General features: G+C 65.8%; 20 protein-coding genes. 8 read left to right on the forward strand and 12 right to left on the reverse strand.

Annotated features, from left to right (window positions below; translation table 11 throughout):
- Positions 1-341: 341 nt before the first annotated feature.
- Complete coding sequence (locus G6N61_RS01330; protein WP_163916494.1) at positions 342-1,103, reverse strand: hypothetical protein; 762 nt, start codon at positions 1,101-1,103, stop codon at positions 342-344.
- Positions 1,104-1,349: 246 nt separating this feature from the next.
- On the opposite strand from G6N61_RS01330, the gene G6N61_RS01335 reads away from it, so the two are divergent.
- The gene (locus G6N61_RS01335; protein WP_163916496.1) at positions 1,350-2,294 is read left to right on the forward strand and encodes a hypothetical protein; all 945 of its coding nucleotides are present in this window, start codon (positions 1,350-1,352) and stop codon (positions 2,292-2,294) included.
- A 479-nt stretch (positions 2,295-2,773) separates the two neighbouring features.
- On the forward strand, positions 2,774-3,385 hold the full coding sequence (locus G6N61_RS01340; protein WP_163916498.1) for a hypothetical protein: 612 nt from the start codon (positions 2,774-2,776) through the stop codon (positions 3,383-3,385).
- A gap of 698 nt (positions 3,386-4,083) precedes the next feature.
- Here G6N61_RS01340 and G6N61_RS01345 read toward each other — a convergent pair.
- Positions 4,084-4,734: a DUF2510 domain-containing protein gene (locus tag G6N61_RS01345; RefSeq protein ID WP_163916500.1), complete on the reverse strand. Its 651-nt coding sequence runs from the start codon at positions 4,732-4,734 to the stop codon at positions 4,084-4,086.
- Positions 4,735-5,124: 390 nt separating this feature from the next.
- Between G6N61_RS01345 and G6N61_RS01350 the strand changes: the two genes are divergently transcribed.
- Entirely contained in the window at positions 5,125-5,532 is a 408-nt protein-coding gene (locus G6N61_RS01350) for a YfgM family protein (protein WP_163916502.1), read from the forward strand.
- Between the two features lie 47 nt (positions 5,533-5,579).
- On the opposite strand, the gene G6N61_RS01355 is transcribed toward G6N61_RS01350, so the two are convergent.
- On the reverse strand, positions 5,580-5,912 hold the full coding sequence (locus G6N61_RS01355; RefSeq protein ID WP_163916504.1) for a hypothetical protein: 333 nt from the start codon (positions 5,910-5,912) through the stop codon (positions 5,580-5,582).
- Between the two features lie 253 nt (positions 5,913-6,165).
- On the opposite strand from G6N61_RS01355, the gene G6N61_RS01360 reads away from it, so the two are divergent.
- From G6N61_RS01360 to G6N61_RS01370, 3 genes are all read left to right on the forward strand, one after another.
- On the forward strand, positions 6,166-6,756 hold the full coding sequence (locus tag G6N61_RS01360; protein ID WP_163916506.1) for a hypothetical protein: 591 nt from the start codon (positions 6,166-6,168) through the stop codon (positions 6,754-6,756).
- 140 nt (positions 6,757-6,896) lie between these two features.
- Positions 6,897-7,280, forward strand: a complete 384-nt coding sequence (locus tag G6N61_RS31310; RefSeq protein ID WP_163916508.1) for a DUF2510 domain-containing protein — start codon at positions 6,897-6,899, stop codon at positions 7,278-7,280.
- Between the two features lie 811 nt (positions 7,281-8,091).
- A complete protein-coding gene (locus tag G6N61_RS01370; RefSeq protein WP_163916510.1) occupies positions 8,092-9,843 on the forward strand; it encodes a BamB-related PQQ repeat family beta-propellar protein in 1,752 nt (583 codons plus the stop codon).
- A 143-nt stretch (positions 9,844-9,986) separates the two neighbouring features.
- Here the strand turns inward: G6N61_RS01370 and G6N61_RS01375 are convergent, their stop codons facing one another.
- Both G6N61_RS01375 and G6N61_RS01380 read right to left on the reverse strand, forming a co-directional pair.
- Entirely contained in the window at positions 9,987-10,622 is a 636-nt protein-coding gene (locus tag G6N61_RS01375) for an RES family NAD+ phosphorylase (protein WP_407666237.1), read from the reverse strand.
- Positions 10,623-10,633: 11 nt separating this feature from the next.
- Positions 10,634-11,230: a DNA-binding protein gene (locus G6N61_RS01380; RefSeq protein WP_163916512.1), complete on the reverse strand. Its 597-nt coding sequence runs from the start codon at positions 11,228-11,230 to the stop codon at positions 10,634-10,636.
- A gap of 356 nt (positions 11,231-11,586) precedes the next feature.
- Here G6N61_RS01380 and G6N61_RS01385 point away from each other — a divergent pair, with 356 nt between their 5' ends.
- Positions 11,587-12,435: a DUF4226 domain-containing protein gene (locus G6N61_RS01385; protein WP_163916514.1), complete on the forward strand. Its 849-nt coding sequence runs from the start codon at positions 11,587-11,589 to the stop codon at positions 12,433-12,435.
- Positions 12,436-12,651: 216 nt separating this feature from the next.
- Here G6N61_RS01385 and G6N61_RS01390 read toward each other — a convergent pair whose 3' ends face one another.
- The 6 genes from G6N61_RS01390 to G6N61_RS01415 form a co-directional block, all read right to left on the reverse strand.
- Positions 12,652-17,856, reverse strand: coding sequence for a helicase-like domain-containing protein (locus tag G6N61_RS01390; RefSeq protein WP_235887095.1), 5,205 nt, complete (start codon positions 17,854-17,856; stop codon positions 12,652-12,654).
- A gap of 284 nt (positions 17,857-18,140) precedes the next feature.
- Entirely contained in the window at positions 18,141-18,749 is a 609-nt protein-coding gene (locus G6N61_RS01395; protein ID WP_235887096.1) for a hypothetical protein, read from the reverse strand.
- A 418-nt stretch (positions 18,750-19,167) separates the two neighbouring features.
- The gene (locus tag G6N61_RS31315) at positions 19,168-19,500 is read right to left on the reverse strand and encodes a helicase associated domain-containing protein (RefSeq protein WP_163916518.1); all 333 of its coding nucleotides are present in this window, start codon (positions 19,498-19,500) and stop codon (positions 19,168-19,170) included.
- Entirely contained in the window at positions 19,497-20,006 is a 510-nt protein-coding gene (locus tag G6N61_RS01405) for a hypothetical protein (protein ID WP_163916520.1), read from the reverse strand. Before G6N61_RS01405 ends, G6N61_RS31315 begins: the two co-directional genes overlap by 4 nt.
- The gene (locus G6N61_RS01410; RefSeq protein WP_163916523.1) at positions 20,003-20,272 is read right to left on the reverse strand and encodes a hypothetical protein; all 270 of its coding nucleotides are present in this window, start codon (positions 20,270-20,272) and stop codon (positions 20,003-20,005) included. Before G6N61_RS01410 ends, G6N61_RS01405 begins: the two co-directional genes overlap by 4 nt.
- Before the next feature lie 342 nt (positions 20,273-20,614).
- Entirely contained in the window at positions 20,615-20,998 is a 384-nt protein-coding gene (locus G6N61_RS01415; RefSeq protein ID WP_163916525.1) for a WhiB family transcriptional regulator, read from the reverse strand.
- 406 nt (positions 20,999-21,404) lie between these two features.
- Between G6N61_RS01415 and G6N61_RS01420 the strand changes: the two genes are divergently transcribed.
- Positions 21,405-22,034 carry a helix-turn-helix domain-containing protein gene (locus G6N61_RS01420; protein ID WP_163916527.1) on the forward strand — a complete coding sequence of 210 codons (630 nt, stop codon included), beginning with the start codon at positions 21,405-21,407 and terminating at the stop codon, positions 22,032-22,034.
- Positions 22,035-22,055: 21 nt separating this feature from the next.
- Here G6N61_RS01420 and G6N61_RS01425 read toward each other — a convergent pair whose 3' ends face one another.
- Positions 22,056-23,150, reverse strand: coding sequence for a VldE C-terminal domain-containing protein (locus G6N61_RS01425; protein WP_163916530.1), 1,095 nt, complete (start codon positions 23,148-23,150; stop codon positions 22,056-22,058).
- Positions 23,151-23,176 lie beyond the last annotated feature (26 nt).

Raw genomic sequence — 23,176 nt, forward strand, 5'->3', positions numbered from 1 at the left:
CGTCGTCGGGGATGACATCGGGAAGCTATTCGCGGAAGACCCGAAGACCTTCGGCGCGTGGGTTGGTCATGGGGTTGAGCTTGGCACCGAGGGTTATTGCGATGCGGTCGTCCAGCGTGGACTGCGCTCGAACTCAAAGCGTCAATCCTCCACGACTATGTCGTGAAATATTCGGCCGTAGGAGCGGATCGCGTCGTTGATGGGGGGAAAAACGGACAAGTACATAGTCAGTTGCGAGTCGTAGATGCTCCAATCCAGTTCCTCGAGTGCATCGGGTGCGATCAGTCGTCCGTCCGGCCCGAAGAACTTCGGGTCGATTGTGGGGTCGCCCGGTCGAGCCGTCAGGACCGCAACATCCAAGGCGACCTGAGTTTGAGTGTGGGCCGGCGTTGGCCGTCCCGAATCGGAGTATTTGCCGGCTCTGCCTTCGCGACGACGCCGCGTAGACGAACAGCCTGGATCAACCACTGCCGCGTGTCATTGGTTCCCGCAAGTCGCGGATCTTTCGACACGGCGTTCGCGAACGCTTCTTGGTAGGCTTTCGCACGTTTCGTAGCAGCGTCGATGAAGGTCTCGTTTGCCTCTGAGTTCTTCATCATCGCCCGAAAGAGACCTACCGTGCGGGTCACGGGTGACTCGATGCTCTCGAGTGCGTCCAAGGGTTCGAAACCCTGTGAGCCGTCGTCATCACCCACCAAGGCGCCGAGGTAGGGCACCAGGCTTGACGCAAAAGACTGCCATAGAATGGGATTCGGCGGCGCTTCGGCGAGGGCCTCTCTCTTGTCAGCCAGAAACGTCGCGACAGCAAGCGCAGATTGGCCCGCTCGCTCGGCAACGAAGCGGTCGGGAGACTGGGCGTCGTCCGGAATCCATGAAAGGAGATCGCCTGCCCTGCGACCGCCATCGTCCCACGGGTACATCGTCATGTCGCTCAGGAGGGCCGCGCCGCCTGATCCCGTGATGGCGTCCCACACTGCGCTTGGGTTCGTTTCCGACGGTAATTCGGGCACGGCAGGGGAGTTCGAGCAGCCCGTGAGGACGGCGAGCGTCGCCGCGATCGACGCAACGCGCTTCGTCGTGAGTGAACGAATCTTCATGGTCAATTATCAATTCCGTTGACTCTGCCCAAGGTGTCTCGGAACTTTTCTAGCATGCTGTTCATTTGTACTCGTTCTGACATCGCGACGGTCAATTGCGCGTCGTATACGCTCCCTTCGTCTGCGCTGACATGGTTGGGTGACTTCAACGAGCCGTCTCCGTTGAAGAATTTGGGATCAATATAAGTAGCGCCGGGCGACGCGCGATACGCTCGGAGATGTGATGCGCGCAGTACCGACGACGACGACAACATGGTGAAGCGCAGGGGCATTCCGTGGGCTCCCACCTCGATTCCCGACATGCGGCGTCAGTGGTGTGACGCCCTCGACACCCTTGTCGCGCACCAATCTTCGGCGTTGGAGGCGCCTGCCGATCCGGCATTCGGCGGCTCTCGCCGCTTGCAGCGCATGCAGGCCAAGCTGGCCGAGTCCCTGGCGCAGATGAGCGCCGAGTCCCAGGCGATCCGCAATGCGGAGTTGTACTGGGTGTCACGCGACATGGTGGACGTGGCTCTCGACGCCGCCGGTTCGCTTCCGGAGTGGACGCCGGCGATCGCCGCGCCGTGTCCCACTGGGCTGCTGTGCTGGGCCAAGCCCGCCGGCGTCGTTCCGTGGAACGCGTTAAGTCCTGATGACCCTGGCGAGGTGGCCTGGGACGGGCTGTGGTGGTGGTCGCGACCGGATGGAGTGCTTCAGCTACAACCGCTGTCGCGGCTGGCGAAGAACCCCGAGCTGCTGGCGCCCTACCAGGTGATGTCGCCGCTGTGGGCGACCAATCCCACCCTGATGGTCCAGCCGTTGGTTCCAAGGACCGCCGAGGTGGCCGACGCTGCAGACGCCTCGCCTCTAGTCAGCATCGTCGGCGCGGCCTGGCTGCTGATGGGTCAGCCGACCGTCGCCGCGACCCGCGCACTGGAGGCGCCCTCGCGAGGCCGCACCGGTGCGACTACTGGGCAGGCTGACCCCGATCAGGTCAGCATCATCGAGCTGCGCCGACCGATGAGCCCACCCCGTGAGGGCGACGGCCAATCACCTGATCGCCAGTACCATCATCGCTGGTGGGTCGGGGGGCACTGGCGGCAGCAAGCGTGCGGCCCCAATCACGCCGATCGACGCCCGAAGTGGATCGCCCCGTACGTCAAGGGCCCCGACGGCGCCCCACTGAAAACGGACCGCGTCCACGTGTGGCGCCGCTAGGCTCGCCGATCTTGGCCGCGAATTGCCAGTGAGACACTGTGCACTGCAACGGCATTGACCTGATCGGCATTGACGCAGCGCGATGCACATCGACACCGCGCCAGAGGTCGAGTCGTCGGCCGGCCAAATGCGCTGCCCTTGCCTACGAGGGGCGCGCTTCTCACTGTCAGTGCCACGACCAAGGCGGTGTCGCTGTCGGATTGGTCGATCAGGACGACGCCGCCGTTGTCGTAGACGGCGTAATTAACGATCGACAGTCCCGGCGGCCCCGTGCGCGCGTAGCGCCACCGCTCCACTCCGGTGTCTTCCCATTCCTGGTGGCCCGCATGCCCGACAGGTGGACCGCCTTCGATCCCCGCACTGGCGCCTCGACGTGGTCGATCCCCAACCCGGTTCGCTGCCCCGACGGCCCCGTTGCCCCGCTGGAGAACCTTTACCTTCGCCTGCCCTACTACGTCGTCGACGGTGCAAACACTCTGATGACCATCAACGACTGCTCGACGCCTGACCGAATCGTCATACGCGAGACCGCAGCAGACCCGGCGACCGGGAAGGTCCTGCGCGAACGGATGGTGCCCGGACTAGACACCGCCGACGCACCCAGCGCGGCACGCCGCTGGTACGCCGGCCCGCAGGGCCGAGACGGTTACACAGCCACCGTCACCTGGCGGGACCGACGACCGGACCTCGACCTCTTCGTTGATGGGCCGACCGGCCGTCACTTCGACATGGGCGAGGCGTCTATCGAGGCGCGTTCGCCAGCCGACGGCGGATTCCTGGTGAACAGCGGCAGCACGTATCGCCAATACTCGGGCGCGGGTGAATTCGTTTGCGAACTGAGCCTTGCGACGCCACGCTACGTTGAGACGGTGTTGCTGACCGATCAGATCGTCGAGGTCGACCGGACTGATCCACAACGACCGATGGTGCGAGTGTTCGATCGATCCAACTGTCAGGAGCGCGCGACGATTCCAGCCCCCTTTGACCCGGGGCGGGGTCAAAGCCTGCGCGTCTACCTCGTGCCTGGCGTCCTGCTGTTCGTCGTCGAGCAAGGCGGCGGCAATGGAACCCTGCATGGGTTCACGAGTTGATCACAGGGACGGACGCCACGCCCGCCTCGATGACCGGAGGCGGCCGGTTCGGTCATGGCGCGCAGAGGTCTTGGGTGCCGGTGTTAGATTTCCTCCCGTGGCCCGTCGTGGGGCTGTCGCAATTTCGCTTTGCCCTCCTGGGGAGCGGAACCCGACTTGCGATCGCCTCGCGGCGGCCACTTTCCATCGGGATGCCCGCGGCGCCCTTCGTGCGGATCGACCGCGTGCAACGCCAGCACGGCAGACGCGCTACCGTCGCCGGCGCGCGGCCACCGCGGGGGTGACGTCCGATGATCCGACCGCGCCGGTTCTCGTCTCGCCAGCCTGCCCCTCACATCGGTTCGAGTCGCGGTTGGGCGACCGAGAGATTCTGGGGCACTGTCGCCGTAGTGGTGAGTGCCATCGTCGGCGGCATCGCAGGAGTGGTGTGGCTGTGGTGCGCGCTCGTAATGCTCAGTTCACGCATCTCGACGGACCCCGGTTCATTTCCTAACGGCTTCGGCGTCATGTTCGGCCTGGCCTTCGGTATCCCCGCGGGCCTGGTGTGCTGGTCGGTACTCCCGGCGAGCTCCCGCCCAAACGTTACGATCGCGGCCGCCGCCGCCTTGCCGCGACGTTTCTGGTCCTGCTCGGACTGCAGCTAGTGGCGTTGTTCGCGTTCTGAGCACCGCCTGTATGCCCGCTCTAATTTCGGCGCGTCACCCTTGCAGGTCTGGGTGGACGAACCCCGTGTCCCGGACAGCCCAGATTTTGTCATTGTCGATGTTCGCGAAGTTGATCTTGTCAAGAGTGGAGCGGTCGTATCCCACATTCAGGACGACACTGTTCTCCTCGTTTCCGTAGGCGTCTTTCGTCGGGAACCGGCCTTGCACTACCACTTGTGTGGCGTTGGGGTACTCGCGGAGTGCCCATTGCAGCGCCTGTTTCGTTTCAGACTGCGCCCCGAACCGGGTGAGGCCCATGAACAGTGCGTCCCCAATCTGAAATTCGGCGAAGGTCACTGTTCCCTCCTGACGGAAGGTGACCCCTTCGGGTCGCACCGGTCCTGTAGGCGTCGGTGTCGGTGTGGGCGCTGCGGCGGCGACCGTAGATCGGTAAGGGGTGTACGTGGTCGTCGAGGTGTTCGCGGTTGACTTCTCGTCGTCGTCGTTGCCACTCACACTGATGATCAGAATGAACGCGACTAGTGCGCCCACAATCAGCAGTAGTTTCCGAAGGCTGGCTGGTTCCTTCGGCGGCGGCGTCGCTACCGCGCGGTGCTCGGTCCACATAGTGCCGTCGTAGTAACGCTGTTGTCCTGGTCGCTCAGGATCTGGATACCAGCCTGGCGCGCTCATCGGTGCCCCCATGGCACGGATCGTAGCTGAGCAAACGTTTGAGAGCAGCTAAATCGGCTCGTCCAAATTGCGTCAACCATGCACTAAACGGACGGAGCACCTAGCTTCGTTCGTTGTAGACGCTGCCTATCGACAGCCCGCTGATCCGTTGCCGCAGCAACCCCTCGACGTGGCGGCGTGCCGCGGCTTCCGTGTGATGCGACTGCCCCAGCTCCACAGTCTTACCGCCGCGTACCTCAGTCCACTCAATCGCCAATACTCGGTGCCGGCGTAGGCGGTGAGGTCGTCTCGGGATGGCTCGGTGGCGCGGATCAGTGCCACCTGGTCACGCGCTTGACGATCACACCAGACACGCTAGAACCGACCGCCGACGTCGGATGCCCTGGCTAGACTGCCGCGGCTATGGGGGATCTCTATGCACCGCACCTGCCCGAACCAGCCCGAAACAAAACGCCCGCCACCCGGACGTTCGTCGTGCTCACGTCTATTGCCAGCGGGGCAATTGTCATAGCGTCCGTGATCGGCTTCCAGCTATGGCAGAAGCAACAGCCTGACGCAGCCGGCCTCGCCAGCGAGGTCCTCGACTCCATGAATGCATCACTCGACGCCGACGATAAGTTCCGCGACGAGGGCGTACACGCCGAATCCATCACCGTTATGCACATCACCGGCAACATGTTCGAGGGCCAGGCCGAGTTGGTGAATGACAGCGGCAAGCGGGACTCGGCATCGGTGCACATCAGCTACGACGGCGAAAACCTCTATTGGCGAACCGACCCCGGTTCATTCTTCGAGGTTCTAACGGACTAGAGCCAACGCTCCCCACCCACAGTTCTCCGATTGTTGGAGAACTGTCTTCACTTGTGGAGGAACCGCCCAATCGCATCGAGGACTTCTGACTCCGCTGTATCAACCATCTTGGCCCATTGGGCCACCGTTACCCGAGCGATTAGGGTCATCCCGCTCAACAGGCTTGTGAGCTGCTCCACGTTGGCCACGAGTTTCTGAACGTCCCGCTCGAGCTTCTGGAGACTGGGGCTGAGGGTGTCATCCGATGCCGGATACCACTCCGATTCGCTCTTGTCGGCCAGAACCCCCTGGATCACCTCGCCCATCAGTCCGTCATAGCTTGCAGTCAAGAGAGCCAGCGCGTCGAGATCGCCCTGTGCTCCCCGTCTAGATTCCGTCATGCTTCGAGCCTGTCATGGAAGCGTGTCCTCCAGCGGGACGTTCTGGCAACAGAGCTGAACCTGCGCAATGATCGAATACATGCCCCTCGTCAAATGCTCGCACTGCACCCATCCCATGCGGAGCAACGAATCCCACGGCCGCTACAAGGCGAACGACCCCTCGCTGCCTAAGCGGTGCCGTGACTGCAACACCTGCACCGCTAAGTACGGTCCGCTGCCGCTGATCGATGAGTGAGGCCGATATCGTCAAGCCGTGTTGAAGGCTCTGGGGGGACTGCTCCTATTCGCTGCTGGCACGGTGGTCGGATGGGCCGTCACCGGCAAATTCGACGCCACTTGGGTGAGCGCGGTTGGCACGTGGGCCGGCGCGGTGGGCACCATCGCCGCCATCTTGTGGGCTGTTCACACGTTTCAGACGGAGACGCGGCAGCGGACCGAGGATCTAGTTCGCGAGAGGGAGGATGAGCGCCACGCCCAGCAGCTCGAGGCGCAAAAGGTAACGGTGAGCGTTTTTGGCGGTGGCGGGTACGGGGCGGAAGGCGAAAAGACGATGACAAGTGTCAACGTCGAATTTTTGAACGGAACCAACAAGTCGATCTCGATCACGGAGTTCCGTCTGCCGGGTGTGATGTTGGTGGAAGGCCGCGAACAACGACAGTTCGTGAGCGCGATAGCGCCGCATGCTCAGCCGAGGTACCTAGTCAACATTGAGCCGAGGCGAGCCTCCGACGACCAGTTCAGCGGAAGACCTTTCAAGTTGTCGACGCCGGTCATTCGCTACCAGATTGATGACATCACTTGGGAGCGGACGGGCCAAGACCCGCCAATCCGTGTGCTTGAGTAGGTCGGCCCGCCCCAAGGGGAGGTAGGGTCGAGCCGGGACGGTAAGCAAGTTGCCCCCATTGGCTATGTGCTGTGGGCAGACCCGTTGAGTCGACCGTTATGCTCGCGCAACGGTTGCTGGCAGAGGGGGGAGCAAAGTTGATGGCGAATCGAACGCCCGGGTGGTACCCGGACCCAAACGACAACTCGACAGAGCATTATTGGGATGGCGCGGGGTGGCACGGGAAGCGCAAGGTAAGACCACTTAGCAGCCCCGAAGGGTTTGACCAGAAAAACGAGAACGCTCTATCGAGGTACTGGAATAGCCTGGACAGCCGCAGCAAGGTTGGCGCCGTCATAGGCGCAGTCGCCACTTCATTCGTCCTCTTGGGGCTGGTGATGACTGTGGTGGAGGAAAGCTCAAACAGTGAGCTAAGGGATTCGTGCGAGGCGGAGGCCAGTCGCAACGGGTACTCCGGCGCTGAATTCGATCAAGTAGTCGAGTTTTGCATCGACTACGACGAGCAGTTCGGCGGCCAGCCTTAACAGTGGCCTTGGCCCGCCCCAGGGAGAGGTAGGGGCGTCCACCGTGACCGACACCCTTTAGTTGGACGTCATTGGTCGATGTTCGGTTCCATCCGACTTTGTCGCCCTCTGTGCGTGAGGCCGAGCGGACCTCCGGACACGGGGCAGATGCATGGTTCGTGGTCCTCGGCCTCGCAGACGGGACAACCCGTCATACGTTCCTCGGCGCGATCCCGGTACTCAGCCCCGACGTCATCACGGAGGGTGGCGTGTCGAGTCAGCTGACCGCAGTTCGAGCACTTCAACGTCTGAGTCATGCGCCATCCTGCGGGATGGACCCCGTCGTCGAAGCTCTTGTTGTCGTCATTCCTGCGGCCGGCGCGGGTGCTGATGTCGCGCAGTTGACCGCAGTCGCAGCAAAGCGCCCGTACGAACGTCGTACTCATCGCGCAGCCTCGTCGACGATCTCGCAGGTGTCGGCGAAATTCTGCAGCATCGCCGCCAGCCGGCGGCCTTCTCCGGCGTCATGTCCTCGCCGCAAGCCTGGAACTCCTTGTGCAGCTCGAGAAGGATGCTGCGGTCTGTATGCCCGTCGGGGAGTTGCATCCCGCGGATGGTGAGGATGGCGGCGCCCACGTCGAATGGGGCTTGATCGAAGCGTCGCATTCGGTCGCCGGAGGCGCCTTCCCATTCGTCGACCCACAGTGGTCGGTGGTCTCGCAGGTGGACACACGGGGCGTCTGATCCCGATCGCTTCGGTTCTCTTCGGATCTGAGTCGCGGTGGAGAAACTGGTGCACGGAACCCCAGACCCGTCGTGTGAGGATCAGTGGGTGTGTGATGCAACGGCTTTCGCGCCCGACATGCTCTCCAGGGTGCGGTATGCCTTCGTCGGCTTTAGCGTGACGGTGTTGGCGGTGGCGGTGGTGCTCGGGCTCTGCGGGTCGCTGATCGCCACCGGACCGAACTGTCTGGGTGAGTGCGACTTTCGTGTCGTACCGATCTTTCTGTGGGTCTTCACCGCCACCGCGGCGACGTTGCTGGGGTGGGTGTTGATTGCTCTGCGCCGCTCCGGCGGTAGCGCCTTGGGTGTGGTCGGCACGTCGGTGGCCATCATCGGCCTGCTTGCCGTGGGGTTGGAGCAGCCGGTGTCGTTCCGGCTCGGGTATGGCAACGAGCCGCTGAGTCCGCAGCAGCCGCTGTTCGCGGTGGTGTATTGGTTGACCATCGCCGGCGCAGTGGCGGTGGCTGCCGGTTCCGCCGCTGCGGGCCGGCGCGGTGGCCGCCGACCGACCGCGTTGCGCGTCGGCAGTGCGGTCGGGTTGGTCGTCGCGGTCGTCATGGCCGGGGGCACGTGGTGGTCTGCGCTCGGATCGCACGGCCTCGATGCCACGACCGCAGCCGAGGTCGACGTGCCCGCGGTGCCCCAGGCGCTGGGCGAACGGGCGTTCCGCGTCCCCGTCGGCGTTCTCGGGCCGAGGGAACCGCCTGAGTCGCTACACCTCTACGGTGCTGGTGCCGGGTTCATGCTGTGGCAAGAGAACCTCGACGACATCACCGCCTACGGCTCAACGGGTGTGGAGCGCTGGCATTACCGCCGCACCGGCCCGTCGGCGGTGCGGATCGTGGCCGTTCAAACCTACGACGAGGCGAGCGCGGTGATCGTGGCGCTCAAGACGCGCAACCCCGGCGCTGATTCCGAGGAACTGTCGGTGTTCGTCGGTCTCGACGCCGTCACCGGTCAACAGCTGTGGTCGGCAACGGGACCGGTGCTCAGCGACGCCTACTACGCAGGCAGACGCGGCGCGCCGTCGCCGTTCCTTGTGGCGCGGGGCCGCCAGGTGTGGACCGCCTTCGATCCGCGCACCGGCAATCAGCTGTGGCAAGTGCCCAGCCCGTCCTCGTGCGGGTACGTGCGGGTGGCCGACACCGCCACCACGGTCGTGGGGATCGAGCAGTGCCGCGCCGAGGACGAACGGACCTCGACCATCCGCGTGGTGGCACTCGACCCCGCAAGTGGCGAGACGCGGTTCGCGAAGGATCTCTTGACCCGCCAGGATGTCTCATCAGACTCGACCGCTCAGTCTGCCGGTCGCGACGGCTCGGCGGTCGACGTGTCCTGGGGTACCCCGGACTACTCGAGCGGGCCCTACCAGTCGCCGCACGCGCAGCTCTACATCGAAGGCGGCACCGGCGCGGTCACCGACTTCGGTGACGCGCGCATCGAAGCGTCCCGCTGGCCGGTCGGCGACTTCGTCGTCGTCACCCGTACAGGTCCGCGCGAGTATCAGCAAGCCCTGCACGGTATCGACGGCGCCCAAACCTGCACCCTGCCCACCGGTTTCGCAACCGGCGGCCGGTGGGACAAGGACCGCGCCGAGACGGTGTGGCTGGGCCGCGAGCTCATCACCAAGACCCGTGATCGCGACGCCGGCCTACAGGCCGTCGACCGAGCCACCTGCCAGATCGCCGCGACCCGACCCCTCGCCGGTGGGTCCATTATGGCGCTGGCCGCCGCGCCCGGTGTGTTGACTGCCCTGGTCTACGACGACGGTCGGCTGTTCGTCGAGGGCTACGCGCCTTGAATTGACTCCGATACCCCACCAGAATCGAGAACTGCAAGGCGCCAGACACACTCCGGCTGCTCCGCGCTCCCCCGAGCCCCGAAAGCGTGGGATTGCTTGGCTTGTCGGCGCCGCGCCATCGATACGAGGTATCGACTCATCGCTCACACGACGGCGTAGCCCAATCGCTTTGCTGCGCCCGCGATGCGGGTCGCTAGGTCCGGGTGGGTCAGTGGCAGCGAGAGATTCGGGCGGTCCGGCATCGCCCGGGCCGCGGGTGCGAACAGTGCCAGGCATGGTGCGCCGGCGAACCGGCTGTTGTATCGCATGCCGTCGATTGTGGGGTGGGCATCGACGATGTGGCGTGCCCAGGCCTGGGTGATGGTGTGGGGACCGGTGGAGATGGCGTAGGTGCCTCCGGCTCGCGTCGCCCAAGCGCCGTGACTGTCGGCGGCGACGTCGAGGACGGTGAGCGCTCGGGTGAACGACAGGCCGGTCAGGTAGGGGGCGTGTCGTTGGCGGTCGATCGTGCGGTCGACTTGAAACGCCTCTGCCAGTGCAGCATCGGGTGTGGACGCGCCGTACCAGACACCGCGTTCGGGATCCTCGGCCCGAGGGAGGCGGTGGGGGTCGAAGCGCAGCAGTGGACCGAACGTGCGCAGGGCATTCCAGGCCAGGACGTGCTCACCTTCGGTCTTGTGCATCCGCCACCACACCTCATCGGGTGTGATGACGCGCGTCTCGCCGGTGTGCAACCCAAGTGCGCGCAGCTCGTGCGCAGATGGAGGATCAGGCAGCATCGGGCCCGGTGTCACGTGGCCGCCCAGTCGGCGACGTCGATGAGGTTGAGCACCGGTTCCACGGGCTGGCCATGGAGCAGCCACTCCCTGACCGACTTCGGCTGTCCGTCGATGAGCAATTCGGACTGGGGTGTCAGGAGGAACCCGGCGACCGAGGTGGGGTGCAGACCACGGGGCAACAGGTGGGGCAACACTCGGTCGAGCCCGCGGACGTACTTGAGCGTCAGCGAGTCCCGACCGTTGTGCACCGTGTCGAACTGCAGCGACGGATACACCCACGTGCCGCCGTCGTCGATCGCCCACACCGTGTGGTTGAGGCGGCGCTGCCTCACTCGGGAATCGTTGACGCCCAGGCCCATGGCGACCTCGGCGGCGGTGTAGGCCGTGCTGTAGATGCGGCCCATGTGGGCGGTGACGTCGGCGGCGGTCTCTGCGTAGGCCCCGGGGTCCTCGGTGAAGCCTGCGTCATCGAGCAGTTGAGCCTCGGCGGCGGTGAGCTGGGTGGCCCACGGTCGGTGGGCGGGCAAGGCCTTGAGGGCGGCGATGAGATCATCGCGCCCCAGGTCGAAGCGATCCCGCAACAGCTGATCGAGTTCGTCTACGGTCATGTCATCAACCCTTCATTGCAACTAACGGCGATTAACACCATCGTACACCCGTTACCAATCCGCGGGACTTAGCGGCGGCCACCGCGAATCATCTCTTCGGGACCAAGGTCATCGCGCGGCCGTAAATCCGCTGCGCGACGTGTTGAGTTAAGAACCGGAGGTCGAAGAAGTGCACGACCGTCTCCGGGTCGAGATCACCCCGAAGAGGAGGAGGCGAGCATGCGCCACCTCGATGACCGCCGGGGAGGTTTCTGGCCGCCCGGGTGCAAACCGGTGTCCCCTGACGGTGCCATTTTGGCGGCGATGTGGGCGTTGCTGGTGGCGGCGGCGCCGAGAGTGCAACTAATCTCATGGGCGTGGGCTTCTGGGATCAACAGGTCAACGACCTGGTGACGGGCATTGGTGGTCTGGGCGGCGGCAACGTGCTGTTGGACACGCCGACGCCGGACCCGACGCTGCCGCCAAGTTACTACCCGCAGATTCCGACGTGGGATGACCTCACACCGGACGTTCCGCAGTACCCGCCCTACGTTCCCGAGCAAGACATGCACACTTCCTCGGGGATGCCGCGCTCGACGCTGGACGGCATCCATGGCGACGGAGATGTCATCCTCAAGAAGCCGGGCGAACTGGGTCCCCCGCACTATCCGATGGGGCCGAGATACACGGAGTCGCCGGAGGGATCAGGTGTTTGGGTTCCAGACCATCGCCCCTATCCCCCGGGCTCCGTGCTGCCGGCCGGATGGTCGGGCAAGGGCGCCGAGGAAGCCGACGCGGCCGATGCGGCTCTGCGGAAGACACGTGACGCGCTGAACCACGCCGATCAGGGGCTGGCCCACAACATCACCAACGCTCACGCCGCTGACGCCCAGTCCAAGATGCAGCTGCAGCGGATTCAGCAGGAGATCAAGCTGGGCGTTGCCGCGTTGCAGCCGAGCCTGGGCACCGCGGCCGGTCGCGAGCAGCTCGCGCAGTTCCTGGACCAGAAGGCGTCCGAGGCCAAGCGGGTGGCCAGAAACGCCCAGGAGATGTCGACGCGTCTGGCGTCGAACTTCCAGACGGTGGGCCACCAGTTCGCCGCCGCCTCGGACCCGTGGGATGACTGGGACGGCGAAACCGACGAAAGCTGGATGGAGCCCATCGATCCTGGTGGCGCGGGTGCCGGCCCCAATGCCGGACCCGCCATCCCCCCGAGCCTGATCTAAGCCCCTTCCTCCCGCGGCCAGCCAGCGCTGTGCTCTCACGGCGGGGGTGCGGTCGCACGTCACCTTGGTGCGGGGCATGCAGACGCGACCGGTCTGTGCCCCGTGACCGCCGGTACTCGGGCGACTCCCGTCACAGTGACGCAATACCCTGGTGGTGAGGCGAAGGGTCAGCAGAGCCCTCGGCGCGGCTGGTTCCCCCGAGTGGCGGTGTGGGGCTCAGTGGCTGAGTTCTGGTCCGTCCTCGTCGCGTGAGCGGTCGTGGTCGCGGACGCTGGTGTCGCGTTGGTGGCGTTCGAGGGCGATGCGTTCGCGGATTCGCACGGCTCGGCGCACCGCGTCGGCGTTGGGGTAGCCCAGTTCTTCCACCAGCGCCGGTGTGGGATTGAGGGTCAGACTCCAACCGGGTTCGCGGCCGCGCATCTTCATCCGCTGGGCGGCGGCCTCGGCTCTGGCCTTGGCTTCGGGGCTCTCGGCGGCCATCCGCAACTCCAAGGTGAGGGCGGACAGTTCTGCCTGTTTCGCTTCCAGCTGGTTGCGCTGCTCGAAGGGTGCCGGCGGATTGGCCAGCAGGTCGTCGAGTTCGTCGCGTTGACGCTCCTGTTCTCGCTGCAGGCGCGCGTGGTGTTCGGGCAGACCGGTGTAGAGGTTCTGGGCGCGCCGTAGCAGGCCGAGCTGCTTGGGCCCGGAGACGTCGAGCCCGAGTTGTGATCCGGCGGCCAGTAGCTCGGTGGCGTCGATCTCGGTGGTACGCGAGGGCACGTCCAGGCGCAGCAGCAGCATGTCGTGGGTGAGGTCGCGGGCGCCTAGGACCTCGATCCCGTTGATGGAGGCGCCGATCGGTTCGTAACGGGAGGCACCGCGGTCTTTGCCGGCCATGTAGGCGCGCCGGCACGCCACGGTGAGCGCCGCCGCGGCCTCGGTTCGATCGGTGAAGGTTTGGGCGCCGATCACGATGCGGTGCGGCGCGTCGCCGCGCGCTTGGGCGGCTGCGGCCGCCGGTGCGATCTGCTCGATGTCGGCTTGCTTGGCGGGGATGGCGCGTTCCAGTACCCGCACCTGCCAGTTGCGGTTGCGCACGGACTGCTGGTGGGCGCGCTCCAACGCGGTCAACCGCCGCACGGTGTCGTCGAGTTCGACTTGGCGCAGGTAGCGGGGGTCGCCGGTGGCGATGGCCTTGGTCTCGGCGGCTGCGGCCCCGATGTCGCCTCCGCTGAGGTCTTCGATTTCGGAGTCGAGGACTTCACTGCGCCGCATCTGCTCGATGAACATTGCCTTGGCTTGGACGCGCTGCCACATCACCGTGTCGTAGCTCGACTCGGTGACGTAGTTGAATATGTCGATCTCCTCGTTCTGGTTGCCTTGGCGCAGGATTCGTCCCTCGCGCTGCTCCAGGTCGGCTGGCCGCCACGGGACGTCGACGTGATGCAGCGCGGAGAGGCGCGACTGCACGTTGGTGCCGGTGCCCATCTTCTCGGTACTGCCGATCAGCACGGAGACCTCGCCGCGATTGCATTGCGCGAACAAGGCTTTGAGCTGCGCTGGCTTGCGGGCTTCGTGGACGAACCGCACCGCCTCGGGCGGCATTCCTTGAGCGACGAGTTCGTCTTTGATGGCTTGGTAGATGGTGAATTGGCGCGGGTCCTTCGACGGGGTGCCGCGGTCGCAGAACATCAGCTGCAGCGGTCCACGCGCAGGGAGCAGTTCGCCGGTGTCGCGATCCCGGTACTGGCGATCGGCCAGGCGTCGATGCACCTCCATCGCCCGTTGGGCGACCTCTGCTGCCCGGCTGTGACTGGGCATGCCCAGATGCGCCATCCGGGGGTCTAGGGAGGCGTTGCGTCCGTCGTTGCTGATCTTGAGGATGTTGTCGCGCTGCGGTTTTCGCGCATCGAGATGGTCTGCGCGCCATCCGAGGTCGCTGATGAAGTCGATCAGTTCGATGTCGGGTTGGAGGCTGACGATCTGGCGGGCACCGGTGCGCAGCTCGGGTAGCGCGACGGGCACCTGGTCGCGGGTGACGACGTCGGTGTAGGCACCCGACAGTGCGAGCAGCTCGGGCAGGTTGGTGTATTTCGCGACGCGGGTGACGGGCCGCAGTTTGGTGCCGGTCGAGTTGACCTCGATGCTGGTGTGGGTGGCGGTGAACGCCGCTCCCCAGTCCCCCAGGTCGGCGACCCCGGCGGCGTGTAACAGGTCGGGTCGCAGATAGGTCTGCATCACCCACAGCTCGCCGAGGGAGTTGGCGATCGGCGTTCCGGTGGCGAAGGTGGCGACGCGCTCGACGACGGCGTGTTCGGGGATGCCGCGGGCCCGCGCCTCGTCGCGGCGCCGTTCCCGTAGGACGTCGAGTTTGAGGCTGAGGTCCTCTGCCCGCTGCGCGGCCTTCGCGCACGACAGTTCCTCGATGTTGCACACGCGCTGCTTGTTCTTGTACATGTGCGCTTCGTCGATCAACAGGTAGTCGCAGCCCGACTCCTCGAAACGTAAACCCGCGTCTTTGGTTTCGGCCGCCATCAGCTTCTCTAGCCGGGCCTGGGCAGCCTTGATGGCCCGCATGATGGCCTTCTGACTGCGCTCGACGGTGGCGTTCTCCAATTGTGCCCGCAGCTCGTCGAGTTGCTTTTCGGCGTAGGCGGTGCGGACGTCGTTGGACACGTTGATCGCGGTAAACGCCGATTGCGGCACGATCACCATGTCCCATTCGCTGGCTGCGCTCTGGGCGATGAACCGCCGGCGGCCCTCGTCGTTGGTGGCCGCGGACCCGAGCAGGACGTTGGCCGCTGGGTACCACTGCTTGGCTTCGCGTCCGACCTGCTCGATGATGTGGTTGGGCACCACGATCCAGGGCTGGCGGACCAGGCCGAGTCGCCGCAGTTCCATGGCGGCCATGAGCATGGTGCCGGTCTTGCCGGCACCGACCACGTGGTCGAGCAAAGTGGAGGGCTCGTTGGTGATGCGGGCGACGGCGTTGCGCTGGTAGCTGTGCGGGGTGAAGTGGTCGGAGAGTCCGGGTAGGCGTAGTTGGCTGCCGTCGTAGACGGGGGCGCGCAGGGAGTTGAAGCGGCGGTTGTACTCGGCGACGAGGGTGTCGCGGCGCTGGTCGTCAGACCACAGCCATCGGGTGAATTCTTCGGTGATCTTCGCGCATTTGGCTTGGGCGGCGAAGGTGGCTTGGGCGTCGACGTCGCCCTCTTCGGTGGTGATTACCACGGCCTTGGAGTTGCAGACAGCTTCGAGCAGACTCACCGCGTCGAAGTTGCGTTTCTGCAGGCCCCAGTCGTCGGTCATGAGGCGGCCGTTGCGCTTGTACTTGGCGACGTCAACCGTCCAACGGCCCCCGATGTGTTCGGCCTTGACGCCGTTGACGCCGAAGGTCTTCTCGGCGAAGGCCGCGACGACCGCGGCGGGGATCCAGGGTGCGCCGGGGCGGACCTTGATGTCTTCGGCCTCGCGTTGTTCGGGTTGCACCTCGCGCAGCGCTGCGACGTAGGGCTCGTAGGCGGGGTTGGTGTCGGCGGCCTCGATCGCGGCGGTGAGTTTGGAGCGCACGTTGCCCGAGAGCGCCGTGGTGGCCGGGATCAGCTCGTCGGGGTCATCGAGACTGGGGTAGACCAGACCGTCGAGCAGGGCGCGGGTGTCGTCGTCGCCGACGCCGAGCAGCTTGGAGATCAAGGCGACGTCGACGCGCCTGGTCCGGTCCAGGCTCATCGCCAGTGCTTCTTCGGGGGTATCGGCGGTGGCGCGTTCGGTGGCCGCGGTGAGTACATCGCGGGTGAAGATTGGTGCCTTAGTAGCGGTCCCGGTCTCGTCGTCGAAGTCCTCCAGTGCCGACACGACCGCCCAGCCGGGGTCATACCGCATGCCGCCCCGAAGATGCTGAGACTTCTTGAACGGCTCCGGTGGCTGCCAGGCTTCGGTCTCCCATTGCTCGAACACTTCGTCGGGAACGGGCCCGTCATAGGGACGTCCGGTGGTGCCTTCTTTTTCGCGCCACTCCTTCTCGAGCTTGGTGATGCGTTTGTCGTGGCGGTCCTGTGTTGCGGGCGGGTACACCCATTCGAAGCGGTTGAGGGGGCCGCGCTTGCTGAGGTAGTTGTCGTAGAGCGTGTTGAGGTGTGCGCGGAGCTGCTCGCGGTCGTGTTCTGGCTCGCCGTCGCGCTGCGCGGCAATGAGTGCGGTGGCGACCTCGCGCAGGGCGATGAGTTCCCGGGTCTCCTCGATGAGCGTCTTGGGTGTTTTGTTGGGCTCCCACCCGTGGCCGGCCCAGTAGTCGATGCCGTGTCTGGCGGCGTTGTAGCGCAGTGTGTACAGCGGGGGATCGTCGGTTTGGGTGGCCTGGGTACGTAGGCCGGGCTCGAAAAGCGTTGCCGCGCGGTCGGGAAGGTCGTCGCTGCGGGCGGTGAGGCCTTGGCCGCGGGCCACGGCGGCCGCGATCATCGGCTGAAGTTGGTCGCGGATCTGGTCTGCCAGGAGGTGGCCGGTGGGGCCGGTGACCGCGAGCTGCGCCGACCCGTGCAGACCGTGGCCGAGTTCGGTGGTGCCCAGCACTCGGTGCGGGTTGTTCAGGAAGTAGGCGTTGATGGGCACCTGGTCCTCGTCGCCCGTGCGGGGGTCGACGAGATCGGCGGTTTCGGTGTTGATCCAGTCCAGAGTGTCGATGCTGAGACGCGGCCACGGACGAGCCTCGGTGCGGCGGCGGAAGATCAACAGGTCGGTGACAACGTCGGTGCCGGCTACCCGGCTAAAGGCCTGCGAGGGAAGTCGCAGCGCTCCAATCAGGTCCGCACGCTGGGCAATATGCTCGCGCGCAGCCGTTTTCACCGAATCCATGGTGTATCGACTCGTCAGGACGGCGACATAACCACCTGGTGTGACCAGGGACAGCGATTTGATGATGAAGTGGTTGTGAATGCTATGGCGGCGCGCATTGTGCTGGGGGTCGGTCAATGCGTAGCGGCCGAACGGCACGTTGCCGATCGCGGCGGTGAAGCTGGCCTCGGGGACGCGAGTGGTTTCGAAGCCTTCGTGGCGCACCTGGGCCGAGGGGTAGAGCAGCGCGGCGATGGCCGCGGTGATGTCGTCTGCTTCGACGCCGACCATGGTCGTTCCCGCGGGAGCGTGGCCGATGAAGGTGCCGCTGCCACAGCCTGGTTCGAGCACCGGGCCGCCGGAGAATCCCGCCGCGCCTAGTGCATCCCAGATCGCGGACACCACGGCGGGGTCGGTGTAGTGGGCGTTGAGGATGGAGGCTTGGGCGCGACGATACTGCTCGGGGGTGAGGAGGCCGGTGAGTTGAGCTCGCTCGGCGGCGAAGTCCTCGGCGCGAGGGTCGAAGACCTGCGGGATGGTGCCCCACCCGGACCAGGCGGCCAGGACACGCTGCTCGGGCGATGTCGCCGGCCGCTGCGCGTCGCGCAGCATGTGGACCATCTCGATGGCGGCCAGGTTGGCGCGGGCGCGCGCTTTGGCACCCGACGGGACCAGGACCTCCGTGCTGGCCGGGAAATCGGCGGCGCTGCGAAACTCCTCGGGGGCGAGGGCCGGTGGTGGGGTTAGTGGCTGTTCGGGGGGTACTGGTGTGGCCGCGGGGTCGTCGACTTCGACGGGTTCGAGCGCGTCGACCGTCTCAGCGGTAAGCGTTGCGATGTCGCCGTCGAGGTCGAGGTCGAGGTCGACTGGATCGTCGAACAGCGAGGCTTGGGGGCCTACCGCTCGGGGAGGCCGTCCGCTCGCAGGTCGCGGTAGATCATCTGCGCCAACTCGGCGGTCAAGGGGTCCTCGGGGCGGGCGGGGAGCGGCTGGCCGTCCTCGGCCCGGGCCGACGTCAGGTACCCCGCCTTGATCCGGAACGGTCCCGAGAAGTCCGGGGCCGGCCACAGGCGATCGATCAGCGCTTCGAGGTCCTCGCTGGGCTCGGTCTGCAGAGCCGGGTGCGTCCAGCGCTGCTCCCAGCTGACTGTGGCTGGGTCCGGGATCGGGTCCGGGGTCTCCCACTCGGGGGTGGTCTCGTCGGTCGGGATCAGGTCGTACAGCTCGTTGTTGAGCACCGTCTGCGCTGCCTGTGCCCGGGCCGCCTCCAGCAGGGCCACCTTGGTTGCGTGGTTCGGCGTCTTGCCGTTGCGTTGGCGGCTCCACGCCGCGATGGCTTTCTCCCACAGCTCCTCGGCCATGCTGGCCGCCATCGAGCTGATGTCGTCCGCTTCGGTCGTCAAGAACTGCTCCCGCTGTTCCGGCGTCCATTCCTCGGGCAGGCTCAGATCGGTCGAGTAGAAGGTTTGCACCGCCTTCAGGATCTCCGGATCGATCACCGTCACCGCCTGCCTCGTCGAGGATGCTGAACAGATCCGGTTGGTTCGGGTCCGGTGTTCTGTTGCGGCCCATATTGTCCTCTCCTGGCTGACGGTGGCGGGGTCCGGGTAACCCCGGACGGCGAAGAACGCCCGTATCCGCCGGTCGGTGATGCCCATCGGCGGCCCCGGCGTCATGGCCGCCGGCCGATGTCGACGTCGACGAGCGGGACCCCCGGGTGGCATCCAGCCCTTGCCGCGTGATCGAGTGCGTCGAGGACACTGAGGGAACGCAACACTCGCCGGCGGCCGCGCCACCCACAGGTGCACTCCGACTGCCGGCGACGCCGCGGGGCCACGAGCACCCGCACGATTTCGGCGGTTGGGGAGTCATAGGGTGCGGCGACGTCGCCACCCATCCCCCGCTGCGGCGTCGGCTGCGTCGTCAGCATCTCGACTCCTCGGGTGAGGTCGTCGTGTTGGGCACACGGCTGCGTCGGCGCTCAGACTCGGGGCGCCACACCCATCCGGGCAGTGCGTCGAGCCGGTGGGCTCGGTCCTCGGCCAGCGCGCCCTTGTCGTACGCCGTCCGCTGTCGGACGACCCATGCCCCGAGCAGGAGGCCATCGGCTGTTTGGTGCGCGCGTGAGGGCCGGGCATGACCATGAATCGCCGCGAACTCTCGAAGAGCGATGAAATTCGCTTCCCAGAATCGGCTGGGCACCGTGTCGGTGGTGGGCCGAGCCGGGGTGATCTGATCTGCGGCGATCGTGCTCATCGGGGTCGGTTCCTCGTCGTCGATGTGGGAGGGGTGGAGTATTCGCCGCAACCACCGGACCCGAACTGTTCCCAGGGCACGAATGCGGGCGGTTGTGCTGGCCGTGGGCACCAGAAGCCCCACCGGCGGCAGCGGGGTCCGGTGATGATCACCGTCGTGACCGGGTGTCCGAGCAGCTCGACGCGGTGGCGGGAGCTTGCGCGGCGGAATGCCACCGATCCTGGCCGGCGCACGATGGTGCGACGCTCGCTGATCTCTCGGTAGCTGCCTTTCAGGACGACGGACGCGAAATGCCACGGATGATCGTGCGGGACACTGGGATCGGATCGGCAGAAGCGGTGCCGGTAGACGTTGACGATCGGGTTTCGCGGGATGATGAACCACCGCAGGAGGTAGGGCTCGGCGGGGTCGTCGCCGATGACCTGGTGCGGGCGCCCGGACAGCAGGGTGGGCAGCCAATCGCTCAAGCGCAGGGATTCCTCGCCGGTACTCGTGTCGGCGGTCATGATGCGCCCCGTTGTGCCGCTCCGCAGCTACAGGAACCTGGTTCGGCGGCGGCCTCCCAGTATCGGACCCGCTTGTTGCTCGGGTTGCTCAGGCGACGAACGGCTCCGCGGGCGCGCAGCGCATTCGCGGCTCGGTACACCTGGTCGACGACGAGCGGGGTTGCTCGGCCGTCGTTGAGCAGCCGCATCAAGTCCGTGGTGGTAACCGGGCAGCCGACGCGCTCCAGCGCAGCCAGCACTTCCGCGGTCAGCGGCGTCGCCGGCACGGGGCAGACTTCGAGGGTTGATGCTCGGTCGATGCACTGGGAGCATTGAAAAGCGCATCGAGGGAGGCTATTTCGTCGTCAGCAGCCGGATCTGCGGTGGCCATCCACGCACGTCGGCAGGCGTTGGTGTCGGCCGCGGTGACTATGCCTTCGCCTTGAAGGCTGCGCAGCAACCGGTAGATGGTCTCCCGGGTTGGGGGGAGGGGTCGGACGCTTCCCGGAACGGCGACCGGCGGTGCCCCTTGGCGCAGCTCGGTGGTGGTCAGCGGGTGCGGGGAACAGCGCAGCGCCGCGACGAGGTAGTCCCGCAATATTCGGTTGGTGCAGGTCCGCGGACCTGGACTAGGCACTGGCCGTTTCCTCGACCAGGGCGCCGTTGCCGGGGAACGCCGCGTAGTGCATCGCCTCCCGAATCGCCAGGCAGCGTTGCCGGTGCGACTCGGGCTGTTGGTCCATGGCGGCGACCACCATGGACAGCTGCCGGCGGGCTACGGCGTGCTGCTCGACCGTGGCGTGTTCGCCGGGCAGATCGACCCCGGCCCAGACGCCATCGGTGGCTCCGATTGCCAAGGCGGTGCGGGCACACCTCTGGCGTAGGGGGCAATTGCCGCAGATCCGCTTGCACTCCCGGGCCTTGCGGTAGTCGAACCACTCCTCGGGGTCGGCTGAGTAGTTGCATAGCCCGTTGTTTTCGATGTTGATCGGGTTGGCCACTAGATGCGTCATCACACCACCTCCGTAGTTGGGCGCTAAGTGAGCTTGAATTGGGCCCTTGTTGTGCATGCGGCGATCATAACCCCAACGTGGCGTAGTTGTGCAGCACTAATCTCGGGTTGTCCCCATTCCGCCTCGACATCTGGGCGATATTCCGGGCTTGTCGGGCGGCGACAGCGACGCTGGGACCGGCCTTGAACTGGGCATACCAGGCTCTCTCTGCAGGCGGGCGTCGCCCGGCGGTGGCTGCGGCGAACGTAGGAAATTCGTTCTGCAGGCATCGACCGACAGGTCGTTATTGTGCTTTAGTTGTGTACCAAAAGCACCACCAAGGCGGCGGACACGGGCCCATAGCAGCTGCAAGCGGCACCTAGTCAGATACGTGTCTGTTCGGCTTGCATGTGGTTCACTTTGAGTTGTGACAGGCGACATCGACGACGAGGCTGGCGACACGACGCCTGCCAGCGACGATGCACTTGATCCGTCCCTGGTGCGGCTCCGAGATTCCATTGCGCGTCGCCGCGCCGAGCTGGGCTTGAGTCAGCGCAGACTCGCCGAGCTAGCGGGGGTGTCCTTGGGTACGGCCACCCGGCTCGAACGTGGTGCAGGGCCTCCTCGAGTGAGCACCGTGCCCAAGCTCGAGGACGCGCTGGAGTGGCCTCGGGGCACGTTTCAGGCCATCCGCGATGGTGAGGACCCCCCACGGGTCCCGCCACGCGGGCGTACTCAGCAGGCTGTCCCAGCGTCGCCGAGCGCGGCGTCCACGACCGCGATGCGCAGCGCCACCCAGTACGGTCAAGCTCTATCGATCGCCTCAGCCGTCGTGGCGATCAGCGACGTCTGTCTTGAGGTACTCACCAGCGAGCTGAATGATCCTGGTGCGCGTGTTGGAGCGTTGAACGCGCTGGATGCCAACATGCGTCAGATGGAGAGCCTCATCGCGGCCAGCTTGCCCGATGCCGAGTCCTTTGACGACGCGATAGCGGTCATGCGCGAGGTGCATGAGAGTCGTGAATCCATCCAAAAGGCCGCCGAGGCACTGACATAGCTGCTCGGGTCGTGCCGAGGATCAGTAACCGCTGTACCCGCCGCCGATGCTGGCGATGTGGACGTGGTTGAAGTGATTCTGGTTCGCGTCGCCGCGATCCGGCATCCCCGAGGAGCTTCCGTCGGAGTTGTGTTGAGCCTGGCGCCAGATTGCATGATCGAGGCCTAGATCCTGGGCGTGGGCCTGAACGAACTGCACCACCCGATCGCCGAGTGCCTTGCCGCCCGGGGTATCCCACTGCGGGATCATGACGTCGATCGCCAATCCGGACGGATGCCACTTCCTCGAATCCGGCCGATACCCGCCGATCTCGCTGATCTCGGGGAAGGCGGCGCTGATCGCTCGGCTGAGCCGGCGGGTGTACTTCTGCAGCCGGGCCTCGTTGGCCAGGCCTGGCCGGTCGAGCCCCGGCATACCCGGAACGCCCTTCGCGCGGCCGGACGGCGCCGACGAGGACTTGCCGGCCAGCCCGGCCTTCGTGATCGGGTTGAAGAGGCCGCCCAAGCCGCCCAGCCCCCCGCCGAGGGCACTCATCGGTGATCCCCCACCCATGCCACCTCCCGTCGCCGGCATGCCCATGCCGCCGCCCATGGGCATCCCGCCACCCATGCCGCGACCGCCGCCGTAGCCACCGCCCGCAGCGCGAACCATGTTCGCCAACGCGATGTTCCGCTGCTCGGACTTGGTGAGAAGTGCTTTGGCGCGGTCGAGCTGGCCTTCGAGGTGGCTGACCAGGACCTGCTTACCAGCAGGGGTGTCGGTGCTGGGAGCGATCGCATTGACCCCAGACCGAGTGTCGCTAACCACGTTGTTCATCCCGGCACGACCATCGCGGGACTCATTCGACGCCGTGACCACCTGAGGGCCGACCCGATTGTCGGCGCCGACCACGTCGTCCAGCGCGGCCGCCCCGTTGCCGCCGGCCAGCTTGTAGCGCTCTCCCCCACTACCCCGCCAACTCGCCGGCACCGAATCCACCGACGCACTCAAATCGGCTTTGAGGCTCTGCAACCCACCCGTCGACGGCAACCCCGACGCCGCGGGAGCCTGACCGTACAGCTCGCGGGCACCACCAAGCGCGTGCGCCGTCGCATCAACCAGACCCTGCAAGGACATGACCGGCAGTATCACCCACCACCCAC

It is taken from the genome of Mycolicibacterium arabiense, assembly GCF_010731815.2.
Classification (GTDB): Bacteria; Actinomycetota; Actinomycetes; order Mycobacteriales; family Mycobacteriaceae; genus Mycobacterium; species Mycobacterium arabiense.